Origin of the sequence: Mucilaginibacter metallidurans, assembly GCF_003286435.2 — a bacterium.
GTDB classification, from domain to species: domain Bacteria; phylum Bacteroidota; class Bacteroidia; order Sphingobacteriales; family Sphingobacteriaceae; genus Mucilaginibacter; species Mucilaginibacter gossypii.
Map to the genome: position 1 here is coordinate 5,441,692 of NZ_CP043449.1, position 22,446 is coordinate 5,464,137.

The 22,446-nt window shown below is 46.0% G+C and carries 22 protein-coding genes; all 22 read left to right on the top strand.

Annotated elements, in window-relative coordinates; translation table 11 throughout:
• The first annotated feature begins 2 nt into the window (after positions 1-2).
• Positions 3-290, top strand: coding sequence for a plasmid transfer protein (locus DIU38_RS23085; protein ID WP_112571018.1), 288 nt, complete (start codon positions 3-5; stop codon positions 288-290).
• Entirely contained in the window at positions 268-2,691 is a 2,424-nt protein-coding gene (locus tag DIU38_RS23090; protein ID WP_112571016.1) for a TraG family conjugative transposon ATPase, read from the top strand. Before DIU38_RS23085 ends, DIU38_RS23090 begins: the two co-directional genes overlap by 23 nt.
• Entirely contained in the window at positions 2,688-3,365 is a 678-nt protein-coding gene (locus DIU38_RS23095) for a hypothetical protein (protein WP_223266071.1), read from the top strand. Before DIU38_RS23090 ends, DIU38_RS23095 begins: the two co-directional genes overlap by 4 nt.
• Positions 3,362-3,883 carry an MT-A70 family methyltransferase gene (locus DIU38_RS23100; RefSeq protein WP_112571014.1) on the top strand — a complete coding sequence of 174 codons (522 nt, stop codon included), beginning with the start codon at positions 3,362-3,364 and terminating at the stop codon, positions 3,881-3,883. The genes DIU38_RS23095 and DIU38_RS23100 overlap by 4 nt, the downstream gene beginning before the upstream one ends.
• A 10-nt stretch (positions 3,884-3,893) precedes the next feature.
• A complete protein-coding gene (locus tag DIU38_RS23105) occupies positions 3,894-4,559 on the top strand; it encodes a hypothetical protein (RefSeq protein WP_112571012.1) in 666 nt (221 codons plus the stop codon).
• Positions 4,556-5,221: a hypothetical protein gene (locus DIU38_RS23110; RefSeq protein ID WP_112571010.1), complete on the top strand. Its 666-nt coding sequence runs from the start codon at positions 4,556-4,558 to the stop codon at positions 5,219-5,221. Before DIU38_RS23105 ends, DIU38_RS23110 begins: the two co-directional genes overlap by 4 nt.
• A 56-nt stretch (positions 5,222-5,277) precedes the next feature.
• Positions 5,278-6,060 carry a hypothetical protein gene (locus DIU38_RS23115; protein WP_112571008.1) on the top strand — a complete coding sequence of 261 codons (783 nt, stop codon included), beginning with the start codon at positions 5,278-5,280 and terminating at the stop codon, positions 6,058-6,060.
• Positions 6,057-7,214 (top strand): plasmid transfer protein, encoded by a 1,158-nt coding sequence (locus DIU38_RS23120; protein WP_112571006.1) that lies wholly within the window; start codon positions 6,057-6,059, stop codon positions 7,212-7,214. The genes DIU38_RS23115 and DIU38_RS23120 overlap by 4 nt, the downstream gene beginning before the upstream one ends.
• 80 nt (positions 7,215-7,294) lie before the next feature.
• Positions 7,295-7,909: a conjugative transposon protein TraK gene (gene traK / locus DIU38_RS23125; RefSeq protein ID WP_112571004.1), complete on the top strand. Its 615-nt coding sequence runs from the start codon at positions 7,295-7,297 to the stop codon at positions 7,907-7,909.
• On the top strand, positions 7,887-8,300 hold the full coding sequence (locus DIU38_RS23130) for a hypothetical protein (RefSeq protein ID WP_112571001.1): 414 nt from the start codon (positions 7,887-7,889) through the stop codon (positions 8,298-8,300). Before traK ends, DIU38_RS23130 begins: the two co-directional genes overlap by 23 nt.
• A 6-nt stretch (positions 8,301-8,306) precedes the next feature.
• On the top strand, positions 8,307-9,488 hold the full coding sequence (traM, locus tag DIU38_RS23135) for a conjugative transposon protein TraM (RefSeq protein WP_112570999.1): 1,182 nt from the start codon (positions 8,307-8,309) through the stop codon (positions 9,486-9,488).
• Positions 9,489-9,539: 51 nt separating this feature from the next.
• Entirely contained in the window at positions 9,540-10,334 is a 795-nt protein-coding gene (locus tag DIU38_RS23140; RefSeq protein WP_112570997.1) for a DUF4138 domain-containing protein, read from the top strand.
• 17 nt (positions 10,335-10,351) lie between these two features.
• Positions 10,352-10,567, top strand: coding sequence for a hypothetical protein (locus DIU38_RS23145; protein WP_112570995.1), 216 nt, complete (start codon positions 10,352-10,354; stop codon positions 10,565-10,567).
• A gap of 25 nt (positions 10,568-10,592) precedes the next feature.
• Positions 10,593-16,028 (top strand): helicase-related protein, encoded by a 5,436-nt coding sequence (locus tag DIU38_RS23150; RefSeq protein ID WP_223266072.1) that lies wholly within the window; start codon positions 10,593-10,595, stop codon positions 16,026-16,028.
• Positions 16,029-16,043: 15 nt separating this feature from the next.
• Complete coding sequence (locus DIU38_RS23155; protein WP_112570991.1) at positions 16,044-16,706, top strand: hypothetical protein; 663 nt, start codon at positions 16,044-16,046, stop codon at positions 16,704-16,706.
• Between the two features lie 64 nt (positions 16,707-16,770).
• Positions 16,771-18,771: a type IV secretion system DNA-binding domain-containing protein gene (locus tag DIU38_RS23160; RefSeq protein ID WP_112570989.1), complete on the top strand. Its 2,001-nt coding sequence runs from the start codon at positions 16,771-16,773 to the stop codon at positions 18,769-18,771.
• The gene (locus DIU38_RS23165; RefSeq protein WP_112570987.1) at positions 18,768-19,187 is read left to right on the top strand and encodes a hypothetical protein; all 420 of its coding nucleotides are present in this window, start codon (positions 18,768-18,770) and stop codon (positions 19,185-19,187) included. Before DIU38_RS23160 ends, DIU38_RS23165 begins: the two co-directional genes overlap by 4 nt.
• 55 nt (positions 19,188-19,242) lie before the next feature.
• On the top strand, positions 19,243-19,647 hold the full coding sequence (locus DIU38_RS23170) for a hypothetical protein (protein WP_112570985.1): 405 nt from the start codon (positions 19,243-19,245) through the stop codon (positions 19,645-19,647).
• Positions 19,648-19,669: 22 nt separating this feature from the next.
• A complete protein-coding gene (locus tag DIU38_RS23175; protein ID WP_112570983.1) occupies positions 19,670-20,077 on the top strand; it encodes a hypothetical protein in 408 nt (135 codons plus the stop codon).
• Entirely contained in the window at positions 20,074-20,538 is a 465-nt protein-coding gene (locus DIU38_RS23180; protein ID WP_112570981.1) for a M23 family metallopeptidase, read from the top strand. The genes DIU38_RS23175 and DIU38_RS23180 overlap by 4 nt, the downstream gene beginning before the upstream one ends.
• Complete coding sequence (locus tag DIU38_RS23185; protein ID WP_112570978.1) at positions 20,495-21,673, top strand: zincin-like metallopeptidase domain-containing protein; 1,179 nt, start codon at positions 20,495-20,497, stop codon at positions 21,671-21,673. The genes DIU38_RS23180 and DIU38_RS23185 overlap by 44 nt, the downstream gene beginning before the upstream one ends.
• A 1-nt stretch (position 21,674) precedes the next feature.
• Positions 21,675-22,445, top strand: coding sequence for a DUF4099 domain-containing protein (locus DIU38_RS23190; RefSeq protein WP_112570976.1), 771 nt, complete (start codon positions 21,675-21,677; stop codon positions 22,443-22,445).
• Position 22,446 lies beyond the last annotated feature (1 nt).

The window sequence follows — 22,446 nt, forward strand, 5'->3', positions numbered from 1 at the left end:
GCATGGCCAGGAAGTATCCTGTTTATAAGGGGCTGCAACGGCCCCTTATATTCAAAGGCTTCAAAGGCAAGTTCATTTACTGGGGTCTTGCTTCCCTTTTAACCGGACTTGTATTTGGAGCTTTAACCATGTCACTGGTCAATATGTGGCTTGGTGCCATGGTCTTGATCGGCTTTATTGTCGGCGGTCTGCTTTTTACCGCCAGCAAACAAAAAGGCGGCCTTCATTCCAAAAGCCGTACCTCAAACATTTACATCCTTAATCATTATGGCCGTAAAAACCTTGTTTAACATTCCCTATGCGGGAGTGGATAAAGATGGTGAATACGATTTACTCATCGGCCTCAACGGCGAATGTTCTGTTGTCATCCAATTGGTAAACCCTGTCATCCGTTATTCCGCTTACCCGGCAGGTTATGAGGAATTCCACCACCTGCTTATTAATGTTGTTAAAATCTTAGGCGACGGCTATCTTCTGCAAAAGCAGGACATCATCAGCCGCTCCCCCTATAAGGGCCCGCCTTCCAGTGAATACCTGCAAAAAAAATATAATGCCCATTTTGAGGGGCGGGAATGCCTGCAGGTTGCCACTTATTTAACGATCACGCGCCAGGTAAAAAAAGGCGCGTTTTATGTTTACGACAGACGTGTTCTTCGTGATTTCAGGCAGGCTATCGGAAAAGTCCTGGATGTACTGCCATCAGCAAAAGCACTTATTGAAAGCCAATTGAACCAATTGGTCTTACAAATGCTGAGTATGGATTTTGGCAGGTCCAATATTGTTCTTGATAACATTGCTCCCTCGGAAACCGAGATCAGGATGGGCGAAAAGTCGCTACGCTGTATCAGCCTGGTCAATATTGACAGTATTGATCTTCCGCCCGACGTTTCTACACACATTGAATTAAATGATAAGGAGAGCATGCGTGGGTTTCCCGTAGATTTCATGTCATTCCTCTTTAAGGTGCCCGGTGTGGATGTGATCGTTTATAACCAGGTCATTGAAATACCAAACCAGATAGTGACGCTCAGAAAACTGGAGCAAAAAAAGAAAAGACATTCCGGGATACCTGACCCTGCCAACCAATTATGCGTGGAGGATATTGATCTACTGCTGAATGATGTAGCCCGCGAAAGCCAGTTACTCGTTAATTGCCATTTTAATATCCTGGTGGCTGCTCCAGTTGCCGCCATTCAAAAGGCCGTCAATTTTGTGGAAAGCTCGCTCTTCCAGTTAGGGATCATCCCCAGTAAAAATGCCTACAACCAACTGGAACTTTTTCGTACCGCGCTGCCGGGGAACGGCGTAGAGTTAAAGGAATACGATTGGTTCCTGACTACCTGTGATGCAGCGATCTGCTTTTTCTTTAAAGAATCCCTGCCAAAGGATGAGCCTTCCGATTTTTTGATAAAGTTTACTGACCGGCAGGGTATCCCTGTAGGCATGGACCCGGCCGATCTGCCCATGCGGACGGGCCGCATCAATAACCGGAACAAGTTTGTACTCGGCCCCAGCGGTTCAGGTAAAAGCTTTTTTATGAATGCACTTATAGAGCAGTACATGCTCTATAACATGGATATGGTGATCGTGGATACCGGCCACTCTTATTCTGGCCTATGTTCTTACTACAATGGGAAATATATCACTTACACCGATAAAAACCCCATCACAATGAACCCGTTCCGTATCACCGAGGCGGAATATAACATAGAAAAGAAGGATTTCCTCTGTACACTGATCGGGGTAACCTGGAAGGGTGCCGAAGGAACGCTAAGCCCGGTGGAACGCGATGTAATCGCAAATGTGATCTCAGCCTACTACAGCACATTCTTTGCTGAAAATGGTGATTTAAGCTTCAATACCTTTTATGAATTCGCACTGGAAAAAATTCCGGAGATCAAGACCGAGGAAAGGATCGTGTTTGATTTTGACGAATTTAAATATGTCCTTAAAAAGTTTTACAAGGGGGGTGAGTTTGCCCGGTTACTGAATGAGGACACCGATAAATCATTGTTTACCGAGCGCTTTATTGTGTATGAAATTGATTCCATTAAGGAAAATAAGACGCTCTTTCCACTCGTCACACTCACCATTATGGACGTCTTTATCCAAAAAATGCGTTACCGGTCGAACAGGCGGAAAGCTTTAGTGGTCGAAGAAGCATGGAAAGCCATCGCAAGCCCGCTTATGGCAGGCTATCTTTTGTACCTCTACAAAACTGTACGGAAATTTTGGGGTGAAGCCATAGTCGTCACCCAGGAACTTGGTGACATCATCGGAAACGTTGTGGTTAAGGATAGTATCATTAATAATTCAGATACCATCTGCCTGCTGGACCAAACTAAATTTAAAGACAATTATAATGATATTGCCGCCTTGCTATCCATCAACGAAACGGAAAGGCGTAAGATATTTACCATTAACCAACTGGACAACACGGAAAATCGGGGTCGGTTTAAAGAGGTATATATCCGTCGCGGCGCTGTTGGCGAAGTTTACGGCGTAGAAGTGTCGTTGCAGCAATACCTTACTTATACTACAGAAAAACCGGAGAAATCGGCGGTGGAAAGTTACACCAGCCGTTTCGGTTCTTACCCGGATGGCCTGGATGCCTTTATCCGGGACTTTAAAGGCAGCGGTAAATCTTTACCTGCCTTTATTTCACAGGTTAATCAAAATCAGCAACCATGAATAACAACCTATTTAAAAATTCATTTTTAGGCATTGTACTATGCGTTTGCATTTGCAATGCGCATGCGCAGACACTGACCGTTGACCCGGCCGTATCGGCTGCGATAGCTGTTAACGCAGGTGTGATCAACGGCCAGTTGAATACGACCAATAATAAACTTGACCTCATCCAAAAAGGCCAGTTGGCGGTAACCGGTCAGCTTGTTATCGTAAATGACCTTCAAAATAAGATCTACCAGGGACTGAGCCAGGTAGCATCAGTCATCAATAACCTGACAACCATCAAAGAGATCGCCGAATGCGGCACTGATATTATCAGCGATGTGGAGGCATCTGTAAAGCTTGCCAAATCCGACCCCGTATTATTGCTATTCGCAGAGCAGGGTGCCCGCGACTTTGAAACAAGGGCGGCAACCCTTGCTGCGGATGTGAGTGCCTTTGTTCTTAAAGGCGGAAATAACCTGATGGATTCCGGTGAGCGCGGTAAAATGCTGAACCATATAGCAGATGAAATGCGCATCCTGCGCGGTATAGCCTATGGTATGGACAGGGCGATGTACTGGGCGAAGATCAACGGTATTTTTCGCTCACTAAACCCCTGGGCAGAATGGCAAAATCAGGATGTCAGGATAGCCAATGATGTTTTAACAAATGCTAAATACCTGAAGCAATGAAATATGAATTATTCCTGATTTGTCCGCCCTGGAAACAATATAGGGCGTACAAAAGATCAAATAAGATCATGACCGACAGTATCCCTCCCAGTACGTGGCGGGCGCTCAGGGCCTTTAACTTTATAGAAACCTGTCTGGCCGAACTGGCTTTTCAGGAGCATGTCGTCCTGGTTTGGGTAACCGAAAAATTCACCGAAGAATGCCGTGAATATATAGGCCGCCTCGGATATCAGTATGACACTTACCTTATCTGGAAACGGCCAAAATGGAAACGCGGCAGCACAACGGAAGTTTTTGAGTACCTGATGGTATTCCAAAAGGACGGTTACAAAGTACCCGCAATTGATTTTCCAGACCCTTTGGAATCACCGTTTACAGGCATGGTTAAATGCAAGGGTCAAAAACCCGAAGACGCTTACGTCCTGATAGAAGCCTTATATCCCACACGGGCCAAGGTACAAATCTTTGGAAACTGCCAGCGCCCTGGCTGGGACGTGTTTCAGCGCAACGACACTTAATCAGATTTTTATGAAAAAAATATTAGCCATTTTAACCCTATGGACAGGTATGGGATTACCCGCTTTAGCACAGCAAAAGATACTTGACATCCCAGCACTCCACCAACTTGTTGCTGAGTCGGAATCTGAAAACAATCTTCAGGTAAAGGCGAAGAATCAACAGGCGGCGGCAACAGCAAACGAACAAGCTAACCTTACCCTGCTGGACAAGATGAAAAAAATGTACCGCACTTTGCAACAGCGATACAATACCCTTGGTACCGCCATCAACATCGCCGACATCGGGATTTATGCGACACCCATGGTGGAACGCATCGTTAGTAATCAGTCGCAGATCGTCCAACTGGTGCAGAAAAATCCTGCATTAATCGCCATCGGTTACCAATCTGCCTTGCAATTTGCCGGTCAGGCAAAAAGCCTGGTAGCTTATGTGACCGGGCTCAGCCTATCACTGGGTGATGTGAACCAGATGAAAGCCTCCGATAGAAAACTGCTTTTTGATTTTGTAATTTCTGAATTAAGCAACATCCAGGACCTTTCCGGAAACATGCTCAATATGATGCAGTATTCCAGCCTCGCCTCGTTGTTACGGGCCGCAAACCCATTTCAGAATTTTATAGATGCCGATAAGTCTATCGGCAGTGATATCATTCAAAATGCCAAATACTTAAAATGAAAAACTTATGGTTTGTCAGCGTGCTACTGATATGTTTCCAATATGTAAAGGCGCAGGAATACGTGATCGATTACCAGCACCTGATTGCTGTTTCCCAGAATGCCGCCGTAAGGAGCAGCGCAGAAGTGACCCATGACCAGTATCTCGGCAAGATTAATAATAACATCAATGACCTGAATACCAATGTAGGTTCCGTAGTCCTCGCGCAAACTATGATCTATAATGGGCTATCTAATGTCAATTCAGCTTTAAAGGACGGGCTTGCAGTAAAAAACATAGCGGTGATCATTGCTGACATGACGGGGTATATTAATCAGGCATTGGCGATGGCCAAAAGTGAGCCATACCTACTCGTCTTTGCCGGGAATATGGCTTCTGAAATGCGAACGAGGTCACTGGCATTGGTAACCGATGTTTCCGGCTATGTACTCAAAGAGGGCAACAACGTTTTGGCAGACTATAACTCCCGCGACCAGCTATTAAGCAAGGTTATTACTCAATTGCAAATATTGGACGGCTTAGCCTATGGTACCTGGAAAGCCATGTACTGGGCAAAGGAACGCGGCGTTATCGCTTCGCTCAACCCGTTTGCCAATTTCATCAGTCAGGACACCCGGATTGTTGATCAGATCATTCAAAACGCTAAATATTTACACCAATAACCATCAGTCCCAATAGTTGGATGATGCTTGAATACACTTACAAAAACAATTGAATCATGAAAAAATTCTTAATTCCACTGCCATTTTTAATGCTGGCGCTGATACATCATTGTTTCGGCCAGGCCGTTGCGCAGGATAAAGCCGTCCGATACCAGGAGGAACGTATGGTCTACCTGCAATGGGACCAGAATAAGTTTGAACCCAAAGCGGGATTTCTAAGTCTTAACCCGTATTACTGGCTCACCTGGGGGCTGTTTCATCCCAATTATCATAAAACAGACCTCCGACCACTTAGCGCAGCCGGACCACAAACACAACGCCTTGCGTTAGTTGCAGCTATGAATACAACAGATAATAAGTATAAACTCCAATCAGATACAGTTAGGAATACCGCATTATCCGAAATCGCCAATCAATCAGGACTGATTTCCGATGCAGACCCTTTATGGCAACTCTATTACAGCAAAGAGCTGAAACCGGTGCTTAATTATTCAATGGCGTCCATCTTAGCCGGACTCGCCCCCCAGGTCAGCACAAAACTGGTTTCCGAAGGCTTGTATAGCTGGTACAAAAATGAGCTGGACATGTTAAAGGAACGTATCAATGCAGCTCATACGACTACGATGGATCGTGGTGCGCGCATCCTGGCTTATCACCGCTACCTGATGGAATACCGCAGGCTGGCCGGAGTCTGGGCAATCCGAACCTCATCGGCGCAAGCCACGCTAAATATGACCGCCCAACAGCAGAAGTTACAAGCTGGACAGGTTACCGTCACCAACTGGACGCCACAAACAGACATCCAGATCGCAAATAAAGTTTTACAACATCTGCAATGAAAAGGAAAATAATTTTAGCAGTACTGCTATGTTTATGTATATCCGCAGTATTTGCCCAAACAACAACCAATACCGACAATACCAAAACTTTGCAGTTTCTACAGGGCGACGGGGTTTATGAAGCCGGTGTAATGGTTTTTTTAAAAGGGCTTAAAGATTCCGTATGGACGCATTTCGGCCTGTTTATTACAGATGCTAAAGCACTTGCCGCCATATTTATGATCATCTTTTTTGCCATTAAATCATACGAAATGATGGTAGGTGACAAGCAATTGGAAATTATGCCGTTGTTACGGCCGTTCGGTTTGGCAATGGTTATATTATGGTGGGGCGCGTTCACTAAGATGATCGCATTCCCTACTGACCTGGTGACTAATCAAACGGAACAGATGTTTAACAGTGAGCAAACCATTGTTGATAATTTGCGGCTAAACAGGTCAAACCTGATGCTTGCTGTTGCCAATTCCCTATATACTTATCAGGCTCAAACCGAGGTCGCTGAAAAAGAAAGCGACACCTGGTATGGACAAGCCTGGGATTCGGTAACCAGTACCGTTAAGGAGGGTATCAGCAGCGTTGTTTCTCCGTTACTTGAATTAAAGAACCGGCTTACCGTGGGTATGCAATTGCTCTTTACACAACTGCTTGAACTATTGGGCATATGGATCTTACGTTTGGCCGTGTACATCATTTTTATGATACAGATCATTTACTCCTCTATTCTGATTATTCTTGGCCCTTTCGCTGTAGCCGTGAGCATCCTGCCGGCATTCCGCGATAGCTTCAGCACCTGGATCGCCCGTTTTATTTCGGTTAACCTTTATAGCGGGATAGCTTACCTGATCATGTATCTTACCGGGCTAATGCAGGAATATGCCTTAACTTCAGAAATCAGCAAGTACAAGGAGCTGGTTGGTGAAAATGGATTGAGTGCCAATCTCGAAAAGATGGCCTGGTTTGCCGGTAATGGCATCTTATCCTTCGGTACGGTAATTATTGTATTTCTGATTGGCGCTATCTGCATGTTCACCGTGCCCAGTATCTCTACCTGGATCATCTCGACCTCCGGTATCAGTTCTGCTACCTCCACTTTTGGCCGCAGCGCAGGTACCGTGGTAAGTATGGCCAGGAAAGCAACCGGCAGCTTCTTTTAAAATCTTCATTTCTCTTTCTCCTTTGATGTCAGGCTGATCCGCAGGTGCGGGCCGGCCTTTTCTATTTAACGCTTTTAATAATGATCATAAAAAATATAGAAGCCAAAATAAGGTTAGCCACTTTCATTGCAGCCGGTAGCCTGCTGACTTCGCTCATCATTGTCGGTATAAATTGTCTTTATGCCTACAAAATGGTTTCCAATGCACAGAAAAGTATTTATATCCTGGATAATAATATCCCGATTCTTGCCCGCCAAACCGATGTGCAAATGAACCGCCCCGCTGAATACAGGGCGGATGTTGACCTTTTTCATTCCCTTTTCTTTTCCTTAACCCCGGATGATAATTACATGGAATACCAAATGAAAAAGGCCATGTATCTCGTCGATCAATCCGGGATGGAGCAATACAATAATTTGAAGGAAAATGGTTTTTTTAACTCTATCCTTTCTTCAAGTTCAGTACTAACCCTGCAAACAGATTCCATTTGGGTGGATTTTCCTAAACATTATTTCCGCTATTACGGCAAACTTAAAATTGACCGCCGCAGCTCTACGGTGGTCCGTTCCCTGATAACGGAGGGGTACCTGAAGGATATCCCGCGAAGTGATAATAACCCGCACGGAGTCCTGATCACCAATTGGAAAACCCTTGAAAATAAAGACCTGCAAGATGTGGAAAAGAATACATTCTAACAGAGATCCCAGGGATACTTTGTACAGCGAAATACATAAAGAATTTGATAGCTATTTCGCTATTGCCGGGAACGCAGCCAGGCGCCTGGCAAATGCCTACCCCAGGTTCATTATGGGTGCCATGATCTTCCTGATGGCACTATCATTCGTGTTGTCTTTTACTGTTTTTCGCAAATCCGAAAAAGCCAATATAACCGTTGTCAAAAAAGTTAACCCGGTGGAGGATGGCTTTCGCCAGATCTTACAGGCGACCGGCAATATCCGGGAAACCATGAAACTTAAAAAGCTGGTGGATAGCCTGACCGCCAAAAAACAGCTTTCAGCAGTAGACAGCACTTTACTGGATAGTGCCCTTGATCGCCTATCCAAAATTCACCAAACACTTAAATAGAAAACGATGGAAATTAATTTTAAGCAGCCTAAATATATGCTGCCGCTCATCCTGTTGCCCTTTTTATGTCTTTTCTTTTATGTCTGGCATAGCGGGTTTTCCAAACCAAAGCAGGCAGTTAGCGAAAAAGTCGGCTTGAATGGTTCTGTGGGTAACGTTTCAGCGGATGTCCGAAAGAAACAATTGACGGATAAGCTCGACGCCTACAGGAGCACCTACAAAGAGGCCGATGGCTTAACAGCCGTAAATGTGATCCCTCGTGAAAATTCAAGTAACCCCGCTTTTAACAATGACTATTCTGATCAGCAAAAGAAAAAGCTGGATTCTATTCAGCAAGCCATGAAGCTAAAGTTCGGTACAGGTAATTCTACGGGTGTGAGGCAAGAACAACCAACAGGCTTATCACATGACCAGCAGGTTGCCAAAGCAATTGAAGCAATGCAACACAGGCAGGCTAATCCCTCGCATCCGGTTGTTGCTGTAACGAAGGAAAAAGATCCGATGGAAGTTTTCAAAGCACAAATGGCCATCATGGATAGTATCAATAAAGGGAATGACCCGGCCTATAAAGATGAGTTAAAGAAAAAACAAGCTGCTGATAAAGTTGCCAAGCTAAAACAAAGCCAGGTCAAACTTTCGGTTGAAAAAGCTGATGCCATTTCCACGGACTTTAATACCGTTCTGCCGGATAAGGAGCCTGCTTTTATTAGTGCAGTGATCGACGAAAATGTGACCGGGTATGCAGGATCACGTTTACGGTTAAAACTGTTGGAAGATATTAAGGCAGGTAATAGCCTGATTAAAAAAGGCACTTACCTTTTCGCCCTGGTCAGCGGCTTTACAGAGCAGCGTGTTACGCTGTCGGTAACATCCATCCTGTATGACGGGAAGATCCTTCCTGTCAAATTGGATATCTATGATATGGATGGATTACCCGGCCTGTATGTACCATCATCTGCATTTCGTGACTTTACGAAAGATTTGGGTAGCAATTCCGTGCAGGGCGTAACCATAGATGGCAGTTCCGGTAATAGCCAGTTTATCATGAGCTCGCTGGATAAAGTATTTCAATCCACCTCATCAGCCATCGCCGACCTCATCCGCAAAAACAAGGCGAAGCTTAAATACAATTCCTACCTCTATCTGATCGACACCGACGCGTTGCAAAACGCCCAAAAGTCCTATTAACTGAGCAGTACTCATTTTGACTGTATACGATTATTAAAAACATAAATAAACATGAAAACGATCTTATTATATCTATTGGTGCTATGCGCCCCATCACTTTACGCCCAGAATAAACTACCCGTAGTTTACCTCCCGGAAAACCTGACCATACATTTCGTTTCTCCCGAGCCTATACAATATGTAGATATTTCAACCAAAGACCTGGTTGGTGATTTACCGCTGAAAAATGTGCTGCGGTTAAAATTGCGCGATTCTCTAAAAAGCTTTTTAGGTTCCGTGGTTACTGTCGCGGGCGAAAAATTTATTGCGCAATACAAGCTATTGCCGGGTTTTCCGGGTGTTCCCACAGAAATCAATATCGTTCCCGAGGATATGAGGCCGCTGGATATTTCCGGAATCGGCCTATCTCAAAACCAATTAAAAGGTTTAGCACTCAGCCTGATTGCCAAAAGCCCTGATAAGCGCATGGAAAAGGTAAAAGCCTTTGGCATCAAAGGTCAATTAAACCATGTTTATACGGTTGGCGATTATATTTTCCTGGATATCGGCTATCATAATAAAACCAACCTGAAATACGACATTGCTGATTTCCGGTTCAAGGTGGATGATAAAAAAGTGACCAAGGCAGCCAATAACCAATCGGTGGAAGTTAAACCGGAGTTCGTGCTGTTTAGTCCACCCGCCTTCTCCAAAAATTACCGGAACATCTTTGTATTTAAAAAGATGTCATTCCCCGGGAATAAGGTGCTCCACGCCGAACTGAGCGAAAAGCAGCTTTCAGGCCGCGTCGTGACCCTGAGTATATCTTACCAGGACATACTGGATGCAGATACGCTCCCTAATTAATTCCTTTATAATTTATTATGAATGATTCCATAGCCTACGATTATGTAAAGCTTGTGTTGGAAGAGGAGTTTATCAGGGCCTACCTGCGCTTTTCCAACCACGGGATTCTCCACTACGAGCTTACTAATATCCTCGAATTATGCGCGCCTTTGATCAAAGGCCTGGACGAGGACGACCGCTTCTTAAAATATGAAGTGATCGGCACCATAGCAGATTATTTACAGGAGGTGTGATATGGCATTTAATCCGGTTCGGAAGATGGCAGACAATATTGCGGCCATCCGGATAGCGCTGGACTTTTCCGGCCAGCAACTCTCGCTGGCAGATTTAGAAACACTAAAAAAATACGCCGGTTTCGGCGGTCTGAAAGCGGTGCTTTTTCCTCCGGGCGAAATAAAGGGATGGGAGAAATTCGGGGCCTCAAAGGCAGACCTAAAGCTATACCCCCAGGTCATGGAGCTGCACAGTTTGTTACAGGAAAAGCTGACTGCTAAGGAGTATAAGGAAGCAATAGATGCTTTAAAAAGCAGCTCTCAAACGGCCTATTATACACCAGATTACATCCCCCGGGCGATTTATGCCGCTATGCAGGAAAGCAGTATCGTTCCAAAGCGCCTATATGAACCAAGTGCAGGTGCCGGTGTTTTTGTTGACGAGGCGGTACAGGCCTTTCCTGATCTTGAAAAAATAAATGCCGTGGAGAAGGATATCCTGACCGGCAGAATATTGACCGCCATTAGTTCGGTGCATGATATCCCGGTCGAGGTGCAGATCAAAAAGCTGGAAGAAACTTCCGTTACTGAAAAAGCGCAATCTGACCTGGTCATCAGCAATATCCCTTTTGGCAAGATCGCTGTTCATGACCCTGCTTACAACAAAAGCGGTATCTCCGCCAAGGTGCATACCTACTTCTTTGCAAAAGGATTGGATAAGATCAAAGATGGCGGCATTTTAGCTTATATCGTAACCGATGCGTTCCTGAATAACCCATCGAACGAGACCGCACGCAAATATTTATTTACTTCAGCAGACCTGCTAACCGTCGCCGTGTTGCCTGCCAACCTGATGAAGGAACATGCCAATGTCGAAGTGGGTATGCACCTCATCCTTGTACAGAAAAATGACGCTAAGGATATACTTACCGAGGCTGAAAGCCAGCTGATCGAAACGGTGGAAGTAGCAAACCCCTTTGGCAAATATTTTCTGAATGCCTGGCTAGCCGATAAAAACGAATTGGTCTATGCCGACGAAGTTATTGAGGGCACCAACGCCAGGGGAAAAGCCGCAAGGATCGCCTGGCAAAACGGTGACATGCAGGACATCGTCCCTTTATTAAAGGAACAACTGATCGCAGGGTTTACAAACCTCAACTATGCCAAATGGGAGGCCATCTCTTTTGACCAAAAACAGGCACAACTTAGCCAGTTTACCTTTCTGCCGGTACCAGTCTTGGAAAAAAAGTCGGAAAAGCCCACATTAAACTTAGGACAGTTGGGTTTGTTTGATGCACCGGTAACTAAACCCGAGGATAACAAAGCGGTGGCATACCTCGACGACCTGGATAAACAATTCGTAGATGCCGGAACTGCACGAATTATCAGCACCATCAGGACTACCGGCAAGCCGCAGCATGACAGCATTGTCCTGGTGACCGCGCGCGCCAAAGCGAATAATAAGTATAGCTATAAACTTTTTAGCAACCTCTCTGAAATTTCATTTCCCGCAAAATGGATGACTGGGTTAAGCCTTGGTCAGGAACTGGACGCACTTTCACTAAAGCTAAAGCATTACGGTCATGATTACCGGTATGAAGGTGATGCTACTTTAGAGCCCGCTTTCAAATTACTGCCGGACAGGCCAAAGGCTTTTACAGACCTGAAGCCCTTTTATACCAGGGATACGCTGGTCATATTTCAGGGCAAGCTTGGTCTCATCGGTGAACCCCACAATTTTGAGGCGAAATTTAACCCGCTCGATCCGCAGCCAGAGCTACCGTTCTATGAGGATTATTTGACGCTGCGGGATATTTACCTGGAACTTTCCGGCTACGAAAATGAACACGCGATCCAGTTCCCCGAGCTGCGAAAGTCACTTAACTTTTATTACGATGCTTTTTTAGCCAAACATGGCGAGCTCAATAAAAATGCAAACCGGAACCGCATACTTAACGATGCGGCTTTAGGCTTTAAAACGCTGTCCTCGCTGGAAATAAAGGAGGGCGAAAGGTTTATCCGGTCGGATATCTTTTACGGGCCGCTTTTTCAGCAAAAAGAAATGCTGAAAACCGATGACCCCGCCGAAGCCCTGGCCCGCTGCCTGAATGATACCGGTCGCGTGGATCTTACGCTGATCTGCCAGATCACTGGGTTAACCGACGATGAGGCCATCATTCAACTCGAAAAACAAATTCTGTTAAACCCCGAAACAGGATCGTGGGAAACAACGGACAACTACTTGTCGGGCGATGTTGTCGCAAAAATGAAGGCTGCCGAAAACCTTGCCGAAGAGCAGCCGCAAAACTTACAGTTCGCAAGAAGCCTTGCTGCTATCCGGCGGGTGCAGCCGGAGCGAATACCTTTTGAAAGGTTGGATTTTAACCTCGGTGAGCGTTGGGTGCCTATCGATTACTATCAGCGTTTTGCAACCGACCTGTTCAAACTGGATACAACGATCAAGTACCTGGGTTCCTTAGATGATTATAAGGTAAGCTACGGCAAAAAAGGCAACACGATCACTAATGAAGAGTTTTCCGTAACGCCCAAGGAAAGCAATAAGGTTACCGGCCGCACCTTACTGGAATATGCGCTGCTGAACACGAATCCGCATTTTACTTACCCGGTAGAACAATACGGCAAAACGGTAAGGGTGCCCGACACCGAGGCCATTCAAAATGCCCACCGGAAAATCGATACCATAAGGACACGTTACCTGCTATGGCTGCTCGAACTTCCCAACGAGGACAAACAGTATTTAGAGAAGCTCTATAACGATACCTATAACTGTTACGCACTCCGGGAATTTGACGGCAGCCACTTAACATTTCCGGGGCTTGACTTTAAAGCCTTAAAGATCGCTGACCTGTATCCCTCCCAGCGAAACGCCGCCTGGCGCGTTATCCAAAATAATGGCGGCCTCATCGATCATGAGGTAGGCTTAGGTAAAACGCTGACAATGATCATTGCCGCCATGGAAATGAAAAGGCTCGGCATCGTGCATAAGCCCATGATCATTGCCCTAAAGGCCAATGTGCAGCAGATAACGGACACCTTTCGCCTGGCTTATCCCAAAGCCAAATTGTTGGCGCCGGGTGAAACCGATTTTGAACCGGCAAAGCGCAAAAGGATCTTTCACGAGATCAAAAATAACAATTGGGACTGCATTATCTTAACGCATGACCAGTTCGGAAAAATACCACAAGCGCCGGAAATACAACGGCAGATCCTCGAAATTGAACTGGATAACACCGAGCTTGATTTATTGGCCGTTCAGGATGCCGGTGAAGAAATAAGCAAGGAAATGCTTAAGGGATTGGAGATCCGCAAGGAAAATCTCGAAGCTAAACTCAAAGCCGTCATCGAGGCGATAGAGCAACGCAAGGATACCGGGATCAATTTCCGGGAAATGAACGTAGATCACCTGTTTATTGATGAGTCTCATAAATTCAAGAATCTGACGTTCACGACCAGGCATACCAAAGTTGCCGGTTTAGGCAATATCGCCGGTAGCCAAAAAGCCCTCAACATGCTTTTTGCCATTCGCACTTTACAGGAGCGCTTCGATACCGATCTATGCGCTACTTTCCTTTCCGGCACGCCGATCTCCAACAGCCTGACCGAAATGTATCTGATCTTCAAATACCTCCGGCCGCGCGAGCTGGAAAGGCAGCGAATTTCAAACTTTGATGCCTGGGCGGCAGTTTATGCCCGTAAAACCGTCGATTTTGAATTTACGGTAACCAACGAGATCAGGGCAAAAGAGCGTTTCCGCCACTTTATCAAAGTCCCGGAGCTGGCCATGTTTTATAACCAGATCACCGATTATAAAACGGCCAAACATATCAATCTCGATAAGCCGGATATAGAAGAGACCCTGGTGAACATTAAGCCAACGCCGGATCAACAGGATTTTATAAAGCGGCTGATGGCCTTCGCCAAAACTGGCGATGCCACCGTGATCGGTAGACGTCCCCTGACCAGGGATGAAGACAAGGGCCGCATGCTCATCGCCACCAACTATGCCAAAAAAATGGCGGTAGATATGCGCCTGGTCAATCCTGATAAATACGGTGACCATCCCGGCAACAAGGTGAATGTCTGCGCCCGTAATGTTGCGGAGATCTATCATGAAAGCACGTCGCACAAAGGCACGCAGATCATTTTTAGCGACATCGGCACCCCAAAGCCCGAAGAGTTTAACGTGTATGACGCGCTACTTGATAAACTGGTAACGGACTTCGGTATCCCGGCAAACCAGATCACCTTTATCCATAACTGGGCTACAGATAAGCAACGTAAAGAGCTCTTTAGAAAGATGAACGCCGGGGAGATCCGGATACTGATCGGCAGTACCGAGAAAGCCGGTACCGGCCTAAATGTCCAGGAACGTATCGTTGCCATGCATCATCTGGACATACCGTGGAAACCCTCAGAGCTGGAGCAACGCGATGGTCGCGGAGCAAGGCAAGGTAACTGGCTGGCCAAGAAATTTTACGGCAACAAGGTCAGGAATTTCATTTACGCGGTGGAGCAATCACTGGACAATTACAAATTCAACCTGCTTAAAAACAAGCAGATCTTCATCAGTCAGATGAAAAATAACCAGTTGTCTGTACGTACACTCGACGAAGGAGCGATGGATGAACAAAGCGGCATGAGCTTTTCTGAATACATCGCCATATTATCCGGCGACACTTCCTTACTGGAAAAAACCCGTTTGGAAAAGAAGGTTGCTGAACTGGAAGGTTATAAAGGCGCACATTTCAAAGAGGTTTCACGAAGCCGCTACCTGTTAGAGGATCTGGAGAAGAAAAGCCGGGAAACCGGGCAAACACTGGAACTTGTTCGTAAAGATGAAGCTATCTACAGGCAGGTATTAAAGCTTGACGAGGACGGAACAAAATTAAACCCCTTAAAGCTGAATGATGGTGTTTATTCAGATCCGGTTGCCATCGGCAATAAGCTGATCGACCTGTATAAAAACTGGCAGCCAACGGACTTCACCAAGCCTGAACTTCATTTAGGCGAATTGTATGGCTTTGACCTCTATATCAGGAAAAAGCTGCAAACCGTTGAAACCGGCTTTTCCAGCAGGATCGAACATGTTACCTCACTTTATGCGGAAAGCCGCGCCACAGGTATTAAGTACATGCAGAATGGCGGGGCACCAAATATCGACAACCCCAAACTGGCTGCGCGCTATTTCCTGGATGCCATCAATAGGGTTATCGGTATGGCCGAACGCTACGAAAAGGAAGTGGACGGTATCGATAAACAGATCCCCGAGGTCAGAGAACTTTCCCTACGGCCATTTGACAAGGAGTATGAGCTGGCCTCACTGAAAAGGGAAGTGGAAAAACTGGAGTTGGAGATCAGTCAAAAGATCGCCGAAAAGGAAAAGCAGGCACAGGCCGAACAGTTAAAGATCGAACAGGAACCCGAGGAAACTGAATCAGTAACGGTTGCTGTCAGACGCTGATAATCATTAAAAATCATGAATGAAACAGGTAACTATAGCGGCCCTTTCCCGGTAATTGAGCTGGAGGGCACTTCATTTTTTGTAAACGGTTATTTAATGGCGTTGGTCCAGGTAGACAAACCCGAAAATCAGCTCGATCTTTTCGACATGATGTGTTTGGAGGATCACTATGAGTTATGGTACGATACCGATAGCAAACAGGTATATGACGGCCCGCTAACCGGGGAGATACCTGAACAGGTAAAACTATTTTGGTTTTACCCCTTTGACGCGATGGACCCGCAGGGAAGAAATGCCAGGCTGGATGAAACACGGCCGGGCTGGCGCAAGGATTTTCCGACAGATCTTCCGGTGATACAGATCGCCGGAAAGGACTTCTTTGTTGACGAAAGGCGTAAAGCTTTTCGCGATATCGAAAACTGCTGGAACATGATCTATTTCGCTGATGTGTTTAAGCGGGATGGTAAAACGGGTATCTACATTGATACAACTGTCGTCCAGGTGCCGTTCCCGCATGAGTTTGATCCGTTCAACCCTCCGGCTGTTTTTCCTGAACATATCATTTTTGCCGAAGTGCCTGACGGCCATCAACTGGCTACTTTGCTGGACTTACATCAAAAGCAAAAACTGCTTAGCGATAATAATGAACAAAATGAACAACGAAAGATTGGGCGTTAGGTTCATCCATTATCACAAGCCACCGCAAGTTCCGGTGGCTTTTTTTATTTAATACCTTTTTATCATGGAAGAAACCAGGGAGCAGCAAAAACTGCATGGTTTTTTGCAGTGCGCCATTTACCTGTCCATAGCTTTAGAAGCGGCCATTTTTATTTATCATGATGCTCCTTTCTGGGGTATTTTTAATACCCCGCTCGACAAGATCAGCCGACTTGTTATTTACGCTGACCTGGTCTACAGCAAGCTGTCAACGTTTGGCTTGATCTGCCTGGTCAGCATTGGTACGCTGGCAAAAAAGAAAACAGACCTCGACCCTAAAAAACATATCATCTACCCGCTTACGGCCGGTCTGTTTTTGTTCTTCGGCAGCCTTGTTTGCAGGGGGCGTGCGTCCCCATTGGCATTCGCCTATACCAGCTGGTATGACCTGCTGTATATGGCCTGCTCATTCACGGGAGCGCTCCTGGTAAGCCTTTCGATGGACAATATTTCCAAGTTCATCCACTCAGGATTAGGCAAGGATAAATGGAATACGGAAGCGGAAAGCTTCATGCAACAGGTTAAGCGGATCGACACACCGTACTCGGTCAATATTCCCATGCTTTTTTATTACAAAGGCAAGGTTCGGCATGGCTGGATAAACATCTGCAATGTTTTTCGTGGCACGATGGTCATCGGTACCCCAGGATCGGGTAAATCTTTTAGCATCGTTAATCCCTTTATTCGTCAGCTGATTGCTAAAGAGTTTGCCGTATGCCTATATGATTTTAAGTTCCCTGACCTCGGACATATTGCCTACTATCATTACCTGCTGGCCAAACAGAACGGCAAGCTGAAAGGCTTTGCCTTTCATGTCATCAATTTGAACGACATCGAAAAAAGCAGGCGTATCAATCCCTGGCGGGCAGATTATATAAAATCACTGGCTGATGCCGCTGAAACTGCCGAAGCGCTGGTAGAAGCCTTAAAAAAGGGTGACCGCTCAGGCGGGAGCGACCAGTTCTTCACGCAGTCCGCGATTAATTTTTTGGCCTCCTGTGTGTACTTCATGAGCAAATACAAAGGCGGCATCTATTCCAGTTTCCCGCATGTGCTGGCGCTGCTTAACCATTCGTACGAAGACATCTTTAATGCCCTGACCTCCGAGCCGGAACTGCGTTCGCTATTGTCGCCCTTCATGACGGCTTATAACGCCAAGGCAACTGACCAGTTAGAAGGGCAGATCGGTACCCTTAAAATATTTATAAGCCGCCTGGCGACCAAGGAAACGTATTGGGTTTTCTCCGGCAATGACTTTGACCTTAAAATATCAGCCCAAGAAAATCCCGGAATGCTGGTATTGGCCAACGACCCTAACACCCAAAACATCAATTCGGCCTGCTATTCCATTATCATCAACCGAATAACCAAACTGATCAACACCAAGGGCAACCTGCCCTCCGCACTGATCGTGGATGAGGTACCTACTTTATTCGTTCACCGGGTCGAAAATTTAATTGCCACTGCCAGATCCAATAAAGTGGCTGTGCTGATGGGCTTGCAAGAACTTCCTCAGTTCAATCAGCAATACGGGAAAGATACTGCCGCAACCATTACCGCCGTGGTCGGAACCGTCTTGTCCGGCTCTGTAAGGAATAAGGAAACCCTGGAATGGCTGGAACGCCTCTTTGGTAAATCCAAACAGATCGGTGAAGGGTTGTCTATCGACCGCAACAAAACATCTACTTCGCTGAATGAAAAACTGGAGGTGCTTATTCCTGCGGGAAAGATAGCCTCTCTCAATTCCGGCGAGCTGGTTGGCGTCATTGCAGCCGATGCCCAGGAAAAATATACGGGCGCTTTTGAAACATCTGCGGTCAACTGCCGCATCAATCTCGATATGGAAGAGATCCGGCGGGAAGAAATGGGATATAAGTCCCTGCCCACTTTTTATGACTTCGGTGGTAAAACAGATGAAAAACTGCGCCAGAATTTCAACCATATCACCCAGCAGATACAGGAAATGGTATTGGCGTTCAAACCGCCGCCATCTGCTTCACCAGTTAAAGCATCCATGAAGAAATGAAAAAAGATTCAAATGAGATACAGCTACCCGATTACCTGTTGGTACACCCTGATCTTAAAGATGACCCGGCAAATAAACAGGGTGAGATCGGCTTTATAACGGCAGCGATCCTAGACACGGACGAATTTTATGTAGGTTTTGACGACCACGAGGTTGGTTTTTACAGTGCCAGTGCGCTGCTTACATTCAAAGAGCCCGGCGAAATCTACGATTTATTACACCAAAAAGCGCTGACACTATCCGTTGACGATTTTAAAGACCTTAAAAATATTGCCCTCTTATTGGATCATGGAACGGAAAAACATGTCCGCACTGCAATGGAGCTGGTTAAAAAGAACGGTGGCATTCATGATGCGGTAACCATTGGGTTAGACCAGTTTCTTGGGATAGACCAAACCAGGGGCCTGAAAAGATAAGCCCCTTAGGCCTTCCGGCCATTACAAAACCTAACAAAACATTTAAAACAATAACATGAAACAGGAAGAAATTACGGGTTTAATAGTCATGGTCAGCCCGGTCCTTTGGACTTCCGACCACGTTGGCCAGATCGGCATCATTGAACTTGCCGATTTTGAAAAAGATAAAATTTGGGTTGGATTTGAGGACGAGGAAGTAGATGCCTTCAGCCCGAAAACACTGTTTATCCTGAGAGCTACTGAGGAGCTGAATGAATTGGCAGAAACTTACAAATCTGTTCAATGGCCGCCTGTAGCTAAGAATTTACAAACCCTGGCCTTGCTTCAAGCATCCGGGTCGGCCGAACAACTGAAAAAAGCCTTTATACTCCTACAGGACGACCCAGAGCTTCATCGGGTGGCGATCATCCGCTTAAATGAGGCCCTTGACCTCACCCCAGCCCGAAAAATCGGCAGGTAACATCTTAAAACATTTTAATATTATGGAAAATCAAACTTTAGCCGGAACACTCGTTTTGGTGCAGCCGGATATGGAAAACGACCCTGACGCAAAGCGGGGACATATCGGTGTGTTAACACTTACCTTTTCGGAAAAGGAAAACTATGTAAAATTTCCCGAAGGCGGGGAGTCCTATTTCCCAGCAGAACAGGTGATGATGCTTAAAGATAAGCAGGCTGTCTTCAATGACCTGACGAACAATGGCTCATCAATGCCGCTTGATGATTTCAAGGCCATGTATAAAATTATGCTATTACAGGACAGGGGTACTTCCCAGGCCTTGTATTCTGCGCTGGCCATTGCAAACGATAATCCTGGCATTCAGGAGAGGGTATTAGAACCCATTATCCCAACCCAAAAACAGGAGCTGTCCAAAACCTACAGCCGATGAAATTACTGATCAGTCTTTGCCTGATCTGCCTGCCACTCAAACACCTGCAAATAAATTCCGATTTCGGATACCGTATTCACCCGCTAACGGGCAAATATGCCCTGCATCAAGGCGTCGATTTCAAAGCCCGAAGTGATACGGTTTATGCCATTCTTGACGGCTATGTCGGATCGATAGGATATAACAATGGCCTTGGAATTAACATTTGGCTGGAACATGGTGATGTTGAATCAATTTACGGTCACCTCAGCCAGATTTTGGTAACCGTTCAGGAAAGCGTGAAAGCTGGCGATGCCATCGGCATTACCGGCGCTACAGGCCGGGTGACGGGTCAGCACCTGCACTTCAGTATTTGCTACAGACACAAATACATCAATCCAATTAATTTTTTATATGAACTGCTAAAAAACCAAGAAAATGAGCAAAAATTTCAAAGCACTGCCGATCCAGCTTTCAGATAAGCTGGTTGCAGAAATTAAAGAGGGTAATTCCCTGTTTCAAAAACCGGTAAAAGAAAATGGCATGCCTGCCTTTGTCAAACCGGTGAATCCCATTACCGGCAAAGGCTACAGCGCAATGAATGCGCTGATCCTTGGTATGCAGCGCCATGACGACCCCCGTTGGATGTCAGCCGATGCTGCACGTTATGCCGGGAATTGGGTCAAAAAGGATGAAAAAGGCACGATGATCGAGTTTCCGAAAACAAGCGATATTCAGGCCATTCGTACTGCCGAGGGCAAGGTTATCAAAGATGATGCGGGCGTAACACAAACCAAAACTGTCGAGTTTGATAAGCCGCAGCGTGGTCAGGCTTTTTTGTTCAATGGAAGCCAGTTGAATGACTTACAGCCATTAGAAGAATTTTTGGCCAAGCAAAATGAGGGTCAAACCCTGTCATCCATCGAGCGTGCGGCCAAACTGATTGAAGACAGCAAGGCAGTGATCATCCATGGCGGCCAGGAAGCGTATTATGACAAACAGCGGGACGCTATCTTCCTGCCGGAGGTTGAACAGTTCGAGAATGAAACCAAATACTACCAGGCTGCCATTCACCAGCTGGCACATTGGAGCGGCCATGAAGACCGGTTAAACCGTCCGATGGAGGGCAAGTTTGCCTCCCTGGATTACGCCCGTGAAGAATTACGTGCGGCAATTGCAGGAATCCTGATCGGTGGTGAATTAAATATCGGCCACAACTTCGGGCAGCAAAAGGCTTATATGAGCAATTTTGCTAAAATCTTAAAGGATGAGCCTTTTGAAATTGCCAAAGCTTCCAGGGATGCGCAAAAAATAGCCAACTTATTATTGGGTGTTTCCCAAAAGCGGGAACAAAAGCAGGGAGCCGAGATGCCTGGTTTTAAGAAAGGCGACGAGATCGCTTATATGGATACCACCTATAAAGTGCTGGAAACCTACAAAACCAAGAGCATTAAAGTGGAAGATGGCGAAGGCGCGCGTAAAGTACTAAAGCCGGATTACGGACTTTATAAATCCTTACTGGAGGCGAAAACCAATCCTCGTGAACCGGAAATGGTTTTAGAGGAAGAACAGGGCCAAGCCGAGGAACAGGGGCAACAACAAAAAATAGGGCGTTAACATGAACCCGATAAAGTTTCACGAAGATGATCTCCCGGTCAAGGATCTGGAGACCATTGGACTGGCCTCAGGAGGTCAGCTCCTGTTAAACGTCGATGACCTGAAAGCCTTGCTTTCAGGTCGCCGCACAAGCTTAATGGAATTGCATGACCTCGAAGCCGAAAATATCAAGATCAAATCTATCAATGCGAAGATATCATTGAAACCTAATGAAAAGGGCCAGCTTGATCTTTTGATCCATCCGATTTACCGGGATGCGGAGATCCCTGATCTGTTGACCAATAATGAAGCCCTGCAACTGCAAAAGGGTGAGGTAGGCAGCGTACTAAGAATTACCCTCGATAACCATGGCAATAAAAAGGAAATGCTCGTTGAATTTGATCCGGAAACAAAAGAGTTTATCGTTTCGGATACGGAGAAGATCCTGGCCCCTGATATGGTCAATAACGAATTCCTGACCCAGGCTCAAAAAGAGAACTACCGGAAAGGCAAGGAAGTGCAGGTACCGGACGGCACCCGCTTCAGCTATTCGGCAATAGACAAGCATGGCATCCGCTCCAATAAACTGGCACTGGTTGCATCCATCCTGATGGATGGCGGTTTATCCTATATGGTTTTTAAAGGGCTGAATGCCTTATTCAACCAGAAACGTGACCAAAAGGCTGCTGAGAAATTGAGCCCCGGTTATTACCAAGCGATCAAGGATATTGAGAATCAGCACGGATTTAAACCGCATCAGTTTGAACGCTCCCAACATCGCAACGGCAGATAAT

Excerpts from the sequence above, each read along its gene's own strand:
- DIU38_RS23100 (WP_112571014.1), top strand. The coding sequence starts at position 3,362 with ATGAAATATGAATTATTCCTGATTTGTCCGCCCTGGAAACAATATAGG.
- DIU38_RS23145 (WP_112570995.1), top strand. The coding sequence starts at position 10,352 with ATGAATGATTCCATAGCCTACGATTATGTAAAGCTTGTGTTGGAAGAG.
- DIU38_RS23095 (WP_223266071.1), top strand. The coding sequence starts at position 2,688 with ATGAATAACAACCTATTTAAAAATTCATTTTTAGGCATTGTACTATGC.
- DIU38_RS23165 (WP_112570987.1), top strand. The coding sequence starts at position 18,768 with ATGAAAAAAGATTCAAATGAGATACAGCTACCCGATTACCTGTTGGTA.
- DIU38_RS23190 (WP_112570976.1), top strand. The coding sequence starts at position 21,675 with ATGAACCCGATAAAGTTTCACGAAGATGATCTCCCGGTCAAGGATCTG.
- DIU38_RS23120 (WP_112571006.1), top strand. The coding sequence starts at position 6,057 with ATGAAAAGGAAAATAATTTTAGCAGTACTGCTATGTTTATGTATATCC.
- DIU38_RS23150 (WP_223266072.1), top strand. The coding sequence starts at position 10,593 with ATGGCAGACAATATTGCGGCCATCCGGATAGCGCTGGACTTTTCCGGC.
- DIU38_RS23115 (WP_112571008.1), top strand. The coding sequence starts at position 5,278 with ATGAAAAAATTCTTAATTCCACTGCCATTTTTAATGCTGGCGCTGATA.
- DIU38_RS23085 (WP_112571018.1), top strand. The coding sequence starts at position 3 with ATGGCCAGGAAGTATCCTGTTTATAAGGGGCTGCAACGGCCCCTTATA.
- DIU38_RS23160 (WP_112570989.1), top strand. The coding sequence starts at position 16,771 with ATGGAAGAAACCAGGGAGCAGCAAAAACTGCATGGTTTTTTGCAGTGC.
- DIU38_RS23185 (WP_112570978.1), top strand. The coding sequence starts at position 20,495 with ATGAGCAAAAATTTCAAAGCACTGCCGATCCAGCTTTCAGATAAGCTG.
- DIU38_RS23140 (WP_112570997.1), top strand. The coding sequence starts at position 9,540 with ATGAAAACGATCTTATTATATCTATTGGTGCTATGCGCCCCATCACTT.
- DIU38_RS23090 (WP_112571016.1), top strand. The coding sequence starts at position 268 with ATGGCCGTAAAAACCTTGTTTAACATTCCCTATGCGGGAGTGGATAAA.
- traM (WP_112570999.1), top strand. The coding sequence starts at position 8,307 with ATGGAAATTAATTTTAAGCAGCCTAAATATATGCTGCCGCTCATCCTG.
- traK (WP_112571004.1), top strand. The coding sequence starts at position 7,295 with ATGATCATAAAAAATATAGAAGCCAAAATAAGGTTAGCCACTTTCATT.
- DIU38_RS23175 (WP_112570983.1), top strand. The coding sequence starts at position 19,670 with ATGGAAAATCAAACTTTAGCCGGAACACTCGTTTTGGTGCAGCCGGAT.
- DIU38_RS23180 (WP_112570981.1), top strand. The coding sequence starts at position 20,074 with ATGAAATTACTGATCAGTCTTTGCCTGATCTGCCTGCCACTCAAACAC.
- DIU38_RS23105 (WP_112571012.1), top strand. The coding sequence starts at position 3,894 with ATGAAAAAAATATTAGCCATTTTAACCCTATGGACAGGTATGGGATTA.
- DIU38_RS23155 (WP_112570991.1), top strand. The coding sequence starts at position 16,044 with ATGAATGAAACAGGTAACTATAGCGGCCCTTTCCCGGTAATTGAGCTG.
- DIU38_RS23130 (WP_112571001.1), top strand. The coding sequence starts at position 7,887 with ATGTGGAAAAGAATACATTCTAACAGAGATCCCAGGGATACTTTGTAC.
- DIU38_RS23110 (WP_112571010.1), top strand. The coding sequence starts at position 4,556 with ATGAAAAACTTATGGTTTGTCAGCGTGCTACTGATATGTTTCCAATAT.
- DIU38_RS23170 (WP_112570985.1), top strand. The coding sequence starts at position 19,243 with ATGAAACAGGAAGAAATTACGGGTTTAATAGTCATGGTCAGCCCGGTC.